This is a genomic window from Thermodesulfobium sp., assembly GCF_053498235.1.
Map to the genome: position 1 here is coordinate 61,362 of NZ_JBRCUV010000051.1, position 12,830 is coordinate 74,191.

The 12,830-nt window shown below is 35.6% G+C and carries 12 protein-coding genes; 11 read left to right on the forward strand and 1 reads right to left on the reverse strand.

Annotated elements, in window-relative coordinates; translation table 11 throughout:
- The first annotated feature begins 198 nt into the window (after positions 1–198).
- Positions 199–1,869, forward strand: coding sequence for a hypothetical protein (locus tag ACWIUX_RS07470; RefSeq protein ID WP_448590100.1), 1,671 nt, complete (start codon positions 199–201; stop codon positions 1,867–1,869).
- 114 nt (positions 1,870–1,983) lie between these two features.
- A complete protein-coding gene (locus ACWIUX_RS07475) occupies positions 1,984–2,400 on the forward strand; it encodes a hypothetical protein (protein ID WP_448590101.1) in 417 nt (138 codons plus the stop codon).
- Between the two features lie 237 nt (positions 2,401–2,637).
- Here the strand turns inward: ACWIUX_RS07475 and ACWIUX_RS07480 are convergent, their stop codons facing one another.
- On the reverse strand, positions 2,638–3,519 hold the full coding sequence (locus tag ACWIUX_RS07480; RefSeq protein ID WP_448590102.1) for an MBL fold metallo-hydrolase: 882 nt from the start codon (positions 3,517–3,519) through the stop codon (positions 2,638–2,640).
- A 93-nt stretch (positions 3,520–3,612) separates the two neighbouring features.
- On the opposite strand from ACWIUX_RS07480, the gene ACWIUX_RS07485 reads away from it, so the two are divergent.
- The 9 genes from ACWIUX_RS07485 to ACWIUX_RS07525 all read left to right on the forward strand — a co-directional run bounded on the left by ACWIUX_RS07485 (position 3,613) and on the right by ACWIUX_RS07525 (position 12,817).
- Positions 3,613–3,978, forward strand: coding sequence for an indolepyruvate ferredoxin oxidoreductase subunit alpha (locus ACWIUX_RS07485; RefSeq protein ID WP_448590103.1), 366 nt, complete (start codon positions 3,613–3,615; stop codon positions 3,976–3,978).
- Positions 3,979–4,135: 157 nt separating this feature from the next.
- Positions 4,136–5,443 (forward strand): phenylacetate--CoA ligase family protein, encoded by a 1,308-nt coding sequence (locus tag ACWIUX_RS07490; RefSeq protein WP_448590104.1) that lies wholly within the window; start codon positions 4,136–4,138, stop codon positions 5,441–5,443.
- A 22-nt stretch (positions 5,444–5,465) separates the two neighbouring features.
- Positions 5,466–7,211: an indolepyruvate ferredoxin oxidoreductase subunit alpha gene (gene iorA, locus ACWIUX_RS07495; protein WP_448590105.1), complete on the forward strand. Its 1,746-nt coding sequence runs from the start codon at positions 5,466–5,468 to the stop codon at positions 7,209–7,211.
- Positions 7,212–7,228: 17 nt separating this feature from the next.
- Positions 7,229–7,810, forward strand: a complete 582-nt coding sequence (locus tag ACWIUX_RS07500; protein ID WP_448590106.1) for an indolepyruvate oxidoreductase subunit beta — start codon at positions 7,229–7,231, stop codon at positions 7,808–7,810.
- Positions 7,811–7,836: 26 nt separating this feature from the next.
- Positions 7,837–8,265 carry an ACT domain-containing protein gene (locus ACWIUX_RS07505; RefSeq protein ID WP_448590107.1) on the forward strand — a complete coding sequence of 143 codons (429 nt, stop codon included), beginning with the start codon at positions 7,837–7,839 and terminating at the stop codon, positions 8,263–8,265.
- A 39-nt stretch (positions 8,266–8,304) separates the two neighbouring features.
- Positions 8,305–9,609 carry a phenylacetate--CoA ligase family protein gene (locus tag ACWIUX_RS07510; RefSeq protein ID WP_448590108.1) on the forward strand — a complete coding sequence of 435 codons (1,305 nt, stop codon included), beginning with the start codon at positions 8,305–8,307 and terminating at the stop codon, positions 9,607–9,609.
- Between the two features lie 16 nt (positions 9,610–9,625).
- Complete coding sequence (tsaD, locus tag ACWIUX_RS07515; protein WP_448590109.1) at positions 9,626–10,597, forward strand: tRNA (adenosine(37)-N6)-threonylcarbamoyltransferase complex transferase subunit TsaD; 972 nt, start codon at positions 9,626–9,628, stop codon at positions 10,595–10,597.
- A gap of 149 nt (positions 10,598–10,746) precedes the next feature.
- On the forward strand, positions 10,747–11,331 hold the full coding sequence (locus ACWIUX_RS07520) for an IS607 family transposase (protein ID WP_448590110.1): 585 nt from the start codon (positions 10,747–10,749) through the stop codon (positions 11,329–11,331).
- A 463-nt stretch (positions 11,332–11,794) separates the two neighbouring features.
- On the forward strand, positions 11,795–12,817 hold the full coding sequence (locus tag ACWIUX_RS07525; protein WP_448590111.1) for an RNA-guided endonuclease TnpB family protein: 1,023 nt from the start codon (positions 11,795–11,797) through the stop codon (positions 12,815–12,817).
- The last annotated feature ends 13 nt before the right edge of the window (positions 12,818–12,830 follow it).

The window sequence follows — 12,830 nt, forward strand, 5'->3', positions numbered from 1 at the left end:
CCTTGAGCATCTTTCTCGGGGTGTCTTTTGCTTTTGAGATTTTTTAAAAGCTACCAAGCAGGATGCTTGGCTTACATAAGTGCAAACATGACTGATTCTATCAGGGATGAATCTATATAAGAATGTGGACTTGATCCAAGATTTAGGAGTATTATATAAAGTGTAATAAATATATCTTACAGATAAGGGGGCGATTATGTGGACTTTAAAAGATTGAGAGTAATTTTAATTGCAGTAGTTCTTGTTTTGTTTGCGTCAATTTCAGGGATATATGCCTTTTTAGGAATGCAGCACAAGGGTATTTCTAACTTTCAGGCAGTCAATAAGCAACAAGACCTTTCTGATAGTTTTGTTTATGTTTCAAATCAAACAATGTATTTAGCGAATGCTGATAATATTATAAGACCTTTATTTTCTAGCAACATTTCTTCTTTTGTTTATTCTCCCTTTAATCAGGATATTATTTACTTGAAGCAATCTGGTGAAAATAAAGAGATAGTAGATTTTAAAATTAGCAATAATCAAAGTGAAAAGTTTGGCAGCGGTGATTATTCTACATTAATATCTAACGCGTCAGACTCTATTTTGTTTGGAGTAAATGAGTCTAACTTTTTCCCTAAGTGGAAGATTATAAAAGACAGTGGTAGCTTGATAAAAGATATCTTGCCAGATGATATGGCAAGCATTGGATGGGTAGGTGAAACAGGTAAAATTGTTTATGTTCGGGGGCAAACTGACGTAAGCTTGAAGAAAATTTATCTTTACGATCTAATTGCCTCTACGACAAAGAACATACTTTCTTCTCATTCTGATTTTGTAGGATCAGGTGTTACAAGCGCTTCTTGTTCCAATGATGGTAAAAATATATTTCTTGGCATATCCTTTAAAAATTCTCAAGATATTCAACAAAAAAATGGCATATACGAATACGATATAAATTCTGATACTTTAAAAAAAGTGAAGAATTTGCCTGGGGAAAGCGTTTATATGATTCACGTGGTAAATAATGATGAGATAGTTTATGCTACTGGCAAAGCTTATCCTTATATGATAGCAAATTTAAACAAGATAGATTTTTTTAAACTTAACGTTAAAAATGATGAAAATAATTTCTTGTTTAGCCTTAATATAGATAAATTTCCTCTATCAATTTCTTGGTTAGCGAACAATAGAAATTTTTTATTTTATAAAGACCATATGCTCTGGTTGGCATCTATAAATATCAGTGAAAATCCAAAACCTATTAATCAGGCCTCTAATATAAGCTGGTTTTCTGGCGGAGGCGACTGGCGTGATCTGACCACTGTAATGATTGCTAATACCGATAATCTAAGATTTTCTGTAGGCTTAATTTCGCAAAATCCCGTTAACTCTAATAGCAACGAAGGTAGCGTTCATTCATGTAAAGGGCTTTTTGTGAAGCTTTCTCCCGATTCAAGCATGGTAGCAGAAGGTAGTGACGAATATGAAAGATTAATTAAAAGTGCAAAATATGCAAAGTTTATCGTTCTTCCAAATCGCGTAGTTGCAGGTGAAAGGTTTGGTCTGAATTATAAAGCAGGGGATATTAGCGAAATAAATGCCAAAGCACAGACTGGGAATTTCCCATCAAATCCTGAGACTGTTGAGCATCTTTTGCCTGGTGGGGTAAGTGCAGGAAATAATTTACAATTGCTTAAGAATTCTAACTTATATCTCTGGATCCCAAAAGGTAAGAATGGAGAAATTTTGGCTGGTTTGTATCTTGTTTATATTGGTAGAAGTTATAACGATCCACTTTTGGGACACTTTGAGTGGATTAAAATTGATAATCCTATAAAAGAAAATGAATTCATAGATCAAACCGAATCTGATATTTGTAAGTTGTAAATTTATTAATTTTTATATTTGAATTTTTATATTTAGTGGTATACTAGAGTTTAAGGCAGGGCATTAGGATTGAATGCTTGATCGCTATCCTAACAAATTAAGGAGGTGAGTTTAGTGAGATTTAAATTGCTTATCTTGATCCTATCATCAATTTTTTTGCTTTCGATCCTTTTCGTGGCTACCTTTGGCAACCAAAGTGCTTACTCACAAGAGAATGCTAAGATAAACAGTTTAATTGCACAAGTAGATCCTTCTCAATTTTCTTATACTGGCTATTGGAATGGTCAGCTTGTAGAACTTCAATACATTCAAAACGTTACAGTTGAGGGTTTTCGTGATGCAAGTTTAGTAGGTCAGATTACTGATTTTCAAACTAATGAACCTGTGGGAGTAAAGCCACCTTGCTATCTGTTAAACGGAGAATCTATCAATGTTTTTGTGGCTCCAGCTGAGTATCCCAATTTGTATATAGTTCATAACGGTTTGCAAGGTCCTCAGAAGACTTATTGCACGTTTGTATTTCATCAGTAATATTTCTTAATGCCCTGTCTTTTGTGAAAAAGGCCACTTTCCTGATTTGACACATCAGCTTAATAAAACTCTTAAAAATAGCGAACCTATATTTTTATATATATTATTTTTGCCACAGCATTTTAAAAAATATCTAAAGTATTAAACAATTGAAATTTATAATTTTAAAAAAAGTTTAATTATAACTGATTTTATCAGCTGGATGAATTTACAGAAAAATTTGACGTGATCTTCTTTTCACTCTACTTCAAACTTATTTACCTTTGCATACCTGATTAGTCCTGCAATGTTCATCTCGTCGGGATTCGCAAATTGATAAAATTCTCTAACTTTTTTATCTGTAAAGAATGAATCTACATATTCCTTGAATATTGGAAATAGTGTGTCATAATCATCTGAAAATTTTATTTTCTCCCTGATGAATCTGTCGTATTTTATAAGATTTTCTTTAAGCGTTTCCAGGTGGTATTCTGGATCGACAAAGCATCCAAAATGTGATGGACATATATAAGTAGGATTGAAACCTTTCATCTTTTCTATGGTCCTTAGCCATGCAGGGATATCTATGTCAGGAGGTGGAACTGCTGGCATAACTGGACCCTGACCTATCCTTACTCCTCCTGTATCACCAGTAAACAAATGTCCGTTTACCAAATAAACGTTGTGATGCTTTGCATGTCCTGGAGAATCTATTACTCTAACCTGAACATCGCCTATCTTTATAATTTGCCCATCTGAGGTCTCGACTACATTTTCTTCGTCAATAGGAAGGGTATCTCCCCAGAGCTCATGGGTTCTTTCTTTGTAAACCATTGTGGCTGATTTTATAAGTTTGGAAGGGTTTATAAGGTGCCTTTTGCCATTTGGATGGACATAAATCTTTGTGCCCTCATTAGCAAACCTAAATGCAGCTCCTGAGTGATCGAGATGAATGTGAGTTACAAAAACATACTTGATATCCTTTATCTCGTAGCCTAACTTGCTCAATGCGGTTTTTAAATTTTCAAAAGTTGAGTCAGGACCAGTTTCTATTAGAAAAGGTGGATCTGATTCTACCAGGTAACTACTCAATACATTTCTGGTATTTAGAAAATTTAGATCAAGAGTTTGAATTTTCATATCTCCTCCGGATAAATAAATTTAGGTGAATGAAATCAATAAAGATTATTTTATATTAATTTTGTTAAAATTAACCCTAAGAGGTGATGATAAATGAGAGGTCGAATGTGTGGGAATAGAAGGGGTGGACACCATAAAAGCAGGTTTTTAGGGTGCTTTTATAAAAAGAATTTAGGGAATGCTGCTGATGTAGCCATTCTTGATTCTGGATTTGAAATTTTAAAACCAGACTTGGATGAAACTATTAGCGATGATCACAAAGAGCTTAAAAAATTAAAGGTTGCAAAAGTGGATCCTGTTTTGTGCAAGGGGTGCGAGATATGCCTGAGGTTTTGTAAAAAGGGTGCAATATCAATAGTAGATGGTAAAGCATTTGTGGATGAAGTTAAATGCGTAGGCTGTGGAGCTTGTGCAAGAGGATGTAAGAACTCTGCTATAAAATTAGTTGATAGGTTGTGACCATTTGAATTTATAAAATTTTCATAGTATATAGTAAAATACATCTAACATCTAATGCGGGGTGCCCTAAGTTCCGCCTGTTGGGAGTAGGGCTTGTGCTGGCGGACTAAAAATATCCCAACCTGAGGTTTTTAGCTCAGTTAAAGAGTAGGAGATGATGAAATATTTTAAGCCAGAAGTAGAGCTTTTGCCTAGAAAAGAGATAATTAGCTTGCAAGAGGCTAGGCTTAGGAGATTAGTACGTTATGTTTATGAATTTGTCCCGTTTTACAGAAAGAAGTTTAACGAGTTGGGAATAACTCCGAATGATATCAGAGATATTGATGACATTAAAAAACTTCCGTTTACGTTAAAGAGCGATCTTAGAGATAATTATCCGTTTGGCATGTTTGCTGTAAACAGAGGAGAGATAGTCAGGTTGCACGCATCAAGTGGTACTACTGGAAAGCCCACAGTAGTTGGATATACCCAAAACGATCTAAACGTTTGGTCTGAACTTGTGGCAAGGGCTCTTGTTGGAGCTGGAGTTAGCAAGTATGATACCGTACACATTGCGTACGGATATGGTCTTTTTACTGGTGGTTTAGGGCTTCACTACGGTGTTGAGAGGCTTGGTGGTACTGTGGTACCGTCTTCTGGAGGTCAAACGAAAAGGCAAATTCAGTTAATAATGGATTTTGAGGCAACTGTAATTGCTTGTACTCCTTCTTATCTTTTACATCTTGCTGATGTTGCAGAAGAGATGGGGCTGAGTTTAAAAGATTCAAAACTAAGGGTTGGAGTACTTGGTGCTGAACCATGGTCTGAAGAGATGAGAAAGAGGATTGAAGAAAGAATTGATTTTACGGCTGTAGATATATATGGACTTTCTGAAATAATGGGGCCTGGGGTGGCGTGTGAATGTCTTGAAAAGGATGGGCTTCACGTTGCAGAGGATGCCTTTATTGCTGAGGTTGTCGATCCAAATACCTTAGAACCCTTGCCGCCTGGTGAGGTTGGAGAGTTGGTAATAACTACACTTTTAAAAGAAGGAATACCTCTTATAAGATATAGAACGAGAGACTTGACAAAGTTAAATGTCGAGCCGTGCGTATGTGGAAGAACACATGCAAGGATTTCTAGGATTCTTGGTAGATCTGACGATATGCTTATTATCAGAGGAGTAAATGTGTTCCCATCTCAGATTGAATCTGCATTGGCTCAGGTGGAGGGAACTTCTCCTCATTATTTAATAATAGTAGATAGGGAAAAGGAACTAGATACTATAGAAGTATGGGTTGAAGTCTTGCCAGAACTTTTTACATCAGAGGTAAAATCTCTTGAGAGGCTACAGAAGAAGGTTGCAGACTCTATTTATAATATTTGCGGCATATCCGTGAAGGTAAAACTCGTAGAACCCAAGAGCATAGAGAGGTCTGAAGGCAAGGCCAAAAGGGTGATTGATAAAAGGAAAATTAACAAATAAGTTTTTAAGGGGCGTGTAAAATTTGAAAAGGATAATGTTAGGAAATGAAGCAATTGCGAGGGGGGCGTGGGAAGCCGGTGTAACTTTTGCATCGGCATATCCTGGGACTCCTAGTACTGAAGTTATTGAAAGTTTAAAAAAATACAAGGAATTATATGTAGAGTTAGCTCCAAATGAAAAGGTTTCTTTAGAAGCTTGTTTAGGGGCATCTCTTTCTGGGAATAGAAGTATATGTTCTATGAAACACGTGGGATTAAACGTAGCAGCAGATGTGCTTCAGACCTTGACATATACAGGTGTAAATGCTGGATTGGTTATAGTAGTGGGAGATGATCCTGGTATGCATAGCTCACAAAATGAGCAGGACACAAGATATCTTGCAAAGATGTCAAGGGCAATAGTACTTGAACCTTCAGATTCTCAAGAGGCTAAAGAGCTAACGAAGTGGGCATTTGAGGTTTCAGAACAGACAGACCTTCCTGTAATAATAAGGTCCACTACAAGGCTTTCTCACTCCTCTTCTATAGTTGAGCTTCAAGATAGAGTAGAAGTTCCAAAAAAGAATGTAGAAAAAAATCCAGAAAAATATATTGTTTTGCCTGCTAATGCGAGGAGGCTTAGAGCCAATCTTGATAATAAGATGAAGAAAGCTGTGTCTATCTTTGAGAACACGGATTTTAATAAAATTGAATGGGGTGGAAATACTGGCGTAATTGCCTGTGGGGTTGCCTATGAACATGCAAGAGAAGTCTTCAAATATGCATCGTTTTTAAAACTTTCTACTACTTATCCTTTGCCGAAATCATTGATATCAGATTTTGTTGGCAGATTTGACAGAATATATGTAATTGAGGAATCAGATCCATTTGTGGCAGATGAGATACGGGTAATGGATCTTGGGGTTGAAGTTATTGGGAAGGAGGTATTTGAACCTTCTCTTGAGATGTCCCCGGATCTAATAAGAAAAACGCTCTTCAACTTGGAGGTTCCAAAATACGACTTGCCGGTGCTACCCAGACCGCCTCTTTTGTGTGCGGGTTGTCCACATAGGGGAGTTTATTATGCGTTGAACCAGATAAGAATGAAGAAAAAAGATCTATATATAACTTCTGATATCGGTTGCTATTCTCTTGGTGCCCTTAAACCCTTAGGGGCAAGCGATACAATTATTTGTATGGGTGCAAGTTTGGGCATAGCTGCAGGTCTTGCTCAAAACTTAAAATCAGATGACGGTATCAAAGTGGTAGCTACATTGGGTGATTCAACCTTTATTCATTCGGGATTGCCTGGTATAGCTGAATTGGCTTACAATAAAGCACCTGTGCTTGTAATAATTCTTGATAACAGAACTACTGCTATGACCGGGCATCAAGGAAATCCTATGTCTGGCATAAGGGCAAGGGGCGATGAGGTAGAGCCTATAAAGGTAAAAAAGGTTCTAAAGGGATTGGGGATAAATTACGTAAAGGTAGTAGATCCTCTTGATTTTAAAAAACTTAAAAAGATTATAGAAAGGATGTTAAAACTAAATGAGCCGTGTGTAATTATTTCTAAAAGGCCTTGTGTTCTTGTAGAAAGAGCACAAAACGTTAAATACTTAGTGGATGAAGAAAAGTGTAAGGGGTGTAAAGTTTGTCTAAATATTGCTTGTCCTGCAATGAGCTTTAATAAAGACACAAAAAAGGTGAAGATAAGGGCAGACCTATGCTATGGTTGCGGATTGTGTGCTGATGTATGCTTACACAGTGCAATAAGTCAGTTTAGTTAAATTTGGGAGGAAAATTGATGAATAAAATTGACTTCTTATTTGTTGGAGTAGGGGGGCAGGGCGTATTAACTGCATCAAGATTAATGTCTAATGTTGGTTTTAAAAGCGGTTATGATGTAAAGTTAACTGAAGTTCACGGTATGGCACAAAGGGGAGGGAGTGTTGAGAGCGCTGTAAGACTAGCTAAAAAGGTTCATTCACCTCTTCTGTCAAAGGGTGATGTGGATTTCTTAGTAGCATTTGAGTGCTTAGAAGCTGCGAGATATTTAGAATATTTAAAGCCAGATGGCAAATTGCTAGTTTCAGATGAGATGCTACCTCCTTTATCTGTAATTTCGGGGAAATCTGAATATCCTACAGATATAATGGACAAGATTAGAGAGCTTGGTTTTGACTTTAGTTTGATCAATGCTTCAAAAATAGCAAAAGACCTGGGAAATCCAAAGACAATAAATATTATTATGATGGGTTTGCTCTCAAGATTTTTAGATATTTCAGTAGATCTTTGGATAGAAACCCTAAAAGAATTTTTACCTGAAAGACTCCACGAGATTAACTTGAAAGCCTTTATGGCAGGAAGAGAGTTTAAAGAGAAATAATAAAATTTCTTTAGGAGGAGGAGAAGATGAAGGTAAGACAATTGGCGATATTTATGGAAAATAGAGCAGGACGACTTGCTGAATTGACGGAAGTTTTAGCTAAAGGGGGTTTAGATATTAGAGGTTTTTCTGTAGCAGATACGGCTGAGTATGGGATATTTAGGGTTCTTGTAGATGATGTGAGCAAGGCTAAAGAGATGTTAAAAAATGAGGGTTTTACGGTTAAAGAAACTGATGTGATTTGTGTTGACGTTCCTGATATTCCTGGCGGACTACATAAAACACTGAAAATTCTTGCGGATGAAGGGATAAACGTAGAATATTTGTATTCTGGCGTTGGGGGTTTTGTAGTTTTTGATCTCTCTGACACAGAAAAAGGAATAAAGGTGCTTCAAGATAATAACATAGGTATATTATCTCATTCTGATATTGTTACAAGAAAGATAAAAAATTAAATTAGTTTCTCATAAATTAACATCATTAAGGAGTTGCATATGATATTTAACCCAGATTATGAATGTATGCCGAGAAAAAGAATTAAAGACTTACAACTTTCTAGACTGAGAGGGGTTCTTTCAAGGGTTTGGGAGAACGTAAAATTTTACAGGCAAAAGATGGAAGAAAAGGGACTATCATTAAAGGATCTTAGAACTCTTGAAGATTTCTCAAAATTTCCCTTTACTGTAAAACAAGATTTAAGGGATAACTATCCCTTTGGACTTTTTGCAGTGCCAGAACGTGATGTGGTTAGACTCCACGCATCAAGTGGAACTACAGGAAAGCCTACTGTAGTGGGATATACTGCAAGGGATTTAGAGACGTGGGCGGAACTTACAGCGAGAGTGCTGTATGCTGGCGGGCTAAGACATGACGATAAGGTCCAAAATTTTTTAGGATATGGTTTGTTTACAGGCGGTCTTGGCATGCACTATGGGGCTGAGAAAATAGGAGCTACTGTTATTCCAACTTCTGTAGGTAACAGTGAGAGACAGATAAATATTATGAAAGATTTTGGTACTACAGCTTTAATTGGTACTCCATCGTATACCCTCCATTTGGCAGAAGTTATGAAAGATATGGGGGTAAAAAGGGAGGACCTAAAATTAAGAGTAGGTTTTTTTGGAGCTGAGCCATGGACAGAAGAAATAAGAAAAGAATTAGAGAGTACACTTGGAATTATTGCCACAGATAATTATGGTTTGTCTGAGTTGATTGGTCCTGGAGTAGCGGGGGAATGTCAACTAAAGGTTGGCATGCACATTTGGGAGGATCATTTCTTGGTGGAGATTATAGATCCAGAAACACTAGAACCAGTTGAACCGGGTGAAGTTGGAGAGCTTGTGATTACTTCTCTTACAAAAGAGGCTCTACCTATCATTAGATACAGGACAAGAGATATCACATACCTTATTGAAGAACCTTGCGGATGCGGTAGAACTATGGCAAGAATTGGCAAGATTAAAGGTAGAACAGATGATATGATTATTGTAAGAGGAGTCAATGTATTTCCTTCACAAATAGAAGAGGTTTTAGTTAGCACTCAAGGTGTTTTGCCGCATTATCAAATTGTGCTTGATAGAAAAAATTATTTGGATATCATAGAAGTCTTCGTTGAAGTTTCAGATGATATCTTTCAAGATAAAATGAGGTCTCTTGTGGAAATGGAAAGAACTCTTACTCATAAATTAAAATCAGTCCTTGGTATAGATGTAAAGCTTAGATTGGTTGAGCCAAAAACAATAGAAAGATCCAGCGGTAAGGCAAAGAGGGTGATTGATAAGAGAAAACTAAACTCATAGAGGAGATTATACTGAATTGATAGTTCTTGGTATTGAAACGTCTTGTGACGATACGGGAATTGCTATTGTAAAGGATGGTATTTTAGTTTGTGAAGTAAGGGCAACGCAGGAAGAAATTCACAAGAAGTTTGGGGGTGTAGTGCCAGAAGTAGCATCTAGAGAACATTTTAGAACCCTTTTGCCGCTTTATGATGTAATAAGAGAAAAATTTAAAGAAAAGATTGATGCTGTAGCTGTGACTGTGGGTCCTGGACTTCCTGGTTCTCTTTCTTTAGGACTTTGTTTTGCAAAGACTATAGCTCTTTGTGAAGGGGTTAGAATAGTTGGAGTAAATCATCTTGAGGCTCACTTGCTAGCATGTCTGTTGGAGAATCGTTATCCAAAATTTCCATGTCTGGGTGTCGTCATTTCGGGTGGCCATACCGAGATGATCTTGTGGAGTGGTTGGGGCGTTTATAAAAGAATTGGCTGGACAGTGGACGATGCAATAGGGGAGGTAATCGACAAGATTGGTAGAGAGATGGGTATTTCATATCCTGCTGGAAGCGAGATAGAAAGGCTATCCCTTAGCGCTAAGGGTGAAATCAAGATATCAAAGTTAAAGATGGAAGGCTATATGATGAGCTTTAGCGGGATAAAGACGGCAGCACTGAGAACTTTTAGAAAGATTACATCGAAAAATGATTATCCAGCCTTTGCTCTTGGGTTACAAAATTCACTGTTTAGCTCCCTTTCTTCAAAAATTGAAAGGGTTGTAGAAGATTATTACATAAAAGAGATCGTATTAGGTGGTGGAGTGGCGGCAAATAATATTCTTAAAGGTAAAGTAGCTAAAGTTTGTAGGAAACACAATCTGGGCATGATGGTGCCTTCACCAAAATTTTGCGCTGACAATGCAGCTATGGTGGCAGTTTGTGGATATGATATGATTCTCAGGGGAGTTTCAGACGATTTGAGCCTTGATTATAAATCAGATTGGAAGATATAAAATTTGAATATTTCAGCTCTACTTAAAGATCTAAAAACCAAACATAAGGCAAACCTAACTGTTTTAAATTGGGCAAGGTATTAGATACAAGTAATTAATCTCATAGACAAATATTGACACAAATAGCCAAAAATGTATAATATAAAAATATGAAACTATCAACCTGGGCAAAGAAAATGGGGATAAGTTATCGTAGGGCATGGCAGATGTTTAAAGATGGGAAATTGCCAAATGCAAAAAAACTACCAACAGGAACTATCGTGGTTCTTGAAGAAGAAAAACCTAATGTTTTATCCCCACAAAATATTGTGGCGATATATGCAAGAGTTTCATCTCATGAAAACAGGGATAATCTTGAAAAGCAGGCTGAAAGATTAAAAGAATATGCAATAGCAAAGGGATATCAAATAAAACATATTGTAAAAGAAGTTGGTTCAGGGGTAAATGATGCAAGACCAAAACTTATAAACTTGCTAAATAAACAGGATTATTCAATTTTACTTGTTGAGCATAAAGACAGATTAGCAAGGTTTGGTTTTAATTATATCAGGTTATTATGTGAAAAGCAGGGGAGACTTATAGAAATAGTAAACGGAGCTGAAGATGAAAAAGAGGACATTATTCAAGATTTTGTAGCAGTTATTTATAGTTTTTCAGCAAAACTTTATGGATTAAGAAGAGCAAAGAGAAAAACAGAAAAAATAATAAAAGAGATCACGCAAGATGAAGAATAAAGAAGAGAAAATTATAGGCACATATTTTTATCCACACTTTGCAAATAAAGGCAAATTAGCTCAAGCTATTAAAACTCTAATAGAATACAGAAAAGTAGCTCAAAAAATAGCTCATATACAATGGAAATACTTTTTTATAAGTCGGGAATGTAAATTTAACAAATATTTATCAGTTAAAGAAATAAATAGTGACTTATCAGAGCGATACAAACAAACTTGTTTATGGCAGGTTTGCAGTACACTTAAAGGCTACATCAGCAATTTACAAAATCAATTTGTAAATATTATTTTTCATAGCAATCTTCCAGAAAAAGACAAACACATACTGCTTGCTTTAAATTCTAAGAATGCATGGTTAAAATATGATGATTCTGAAATAATTTGCTATAAAGATAAAACCAAAGTTGTTTATTCTGTCACAGGATTTCATAAAAATCTTGCAAAGAAGATATTTAAACATTTGATGAAGAAAAACAGAAAACCCAACTTTAAACGAATATCCATGCATCTTGACGAAAAGGTTGCAGTATTAACAGAAAAAATTCCCAATAAAACAAAAGAGTTTGATTACTGGTTAAGACTTTCAACTGTTAATAAAGGAAATCCTGTTTATATTCCACTTAAGAAAAATCCACATGCTGAATCTATAGATGGAGAATTTATGAAATTTGTTCAAATAATTTATCAAAACAATAATCTCATAATAAAAAGAGTTAAATCTTTAAATTCAAAACAGTATATCCCTCAAACTCAGGAAATATCTATTGATTTAGGGTTAAATCCTTTATTTGCAACCAATAAAGGGGACTTATTTGGCAGGAATTTCTTAAAATCACTCACTGAATTTGATAGAAAAATACAAAATAGAGCTAAATATTTGCAAGGCAAAGGGATAAAAAGGTTAAAAACAGACAAAAAATACAGTGAACTAACAAATAATTTAAGGGAATTTTTGAAAAATGAAGTAAACAGGGTTTTAAACAGAATAATTAAGATATACAAACCAGCTAAGTTAGTTATAGAAAAGCTTAATTTCCGTTCTCCTGAACTTTCAAGGCGTATGAACAGATTGATACAAAATTTTGGTAAAAGATACATTAAAGAAAAACTTAACAGGTTTAAAGAAATTTTTGGCATAGAAATTATAGAAGTAAATCCAGCATATACAAGCCAAGAATGTAGTTCTTGTGAATATATAGATAAAAACAACAGAAAAAATACTCATTATTTTGAATGCAAATCTTGTGGTAAAAAACTTAATGCTCAGGTGAATGGAGCAAAAAATATCAGCAAGAGAAGTTCTCTTGTTGATGTAAAGCTCTACACTCCGAAAAAGCAAGTCCTTAAGATTCTGGTAAAACAGTACCTTGAGAGACTAAACGGGTGTAATAGTGCTCCCATGAAATTACTCAGTGAAAATTCATATTTTAAGGAATTCCTGAGTAGTTTCAAACCCTTGGAGTGTGGAGAGAATAAATGTCTATAAAAAGGGGAACTAT

Coding starts and splice junctions, on each gene's coding strand:
- ACWIUX_RS07480 (WP_448590102.1), bottom strand. CDS start 3,519: ATGAAAATTCAAACTCTTGATCTAAATTTTCTAAATACCAGAAATGTA.
- ACWIUX_RS07485 (WP_448590103.1), top strand. CDS start 3,613: ATGAGAGGTCGAATGTGTGGGAATAGAAGGGGTGGACACCATAAAAGC.
- ACWIUX_RS07490 (WP_448590104.1), top strand. CDS start 4,136: ATGAAATATTTTAAGCCAGAAGTAGAGCTTTTGCCTAGAAAAGAGATA.
- ACWIUX_RS07500 (WP_448590106.1), top strand. CDS start 7,229: ATGAATAAAATTGACTTCTTATTTGTTGGAGTAGGGGGGCAGGGCGTA.
- ACWIUX_RS07505 (WP_448590107.1), top strand. CDS start 7,837: ATGAAGGTAAGACAATTGGCGATATTTATGGAAAATAGAGCAGGACGA.
- ACWIUX_RS07510 (WP_448590108.1), top strand. CDS start 8,305: ATGATATTTAACCCAGATTATGAATGTATGCCGAGAAAAAGAATTAAA.
- ACWIUX_RS07520 (WP_448590110.1), top strand. CDS start 10,747: ATGAAACTATCAACCTGGGCAAAGAAAATGGGGATAAGTTATCGTAGG.
- ACWIUX_RS07525 (WP_448590111.1), top strand. CDS start 11,795: ATGAAGAAAAACAGAAAACCCAACTTTAAACGAATATCCATGCATCTT.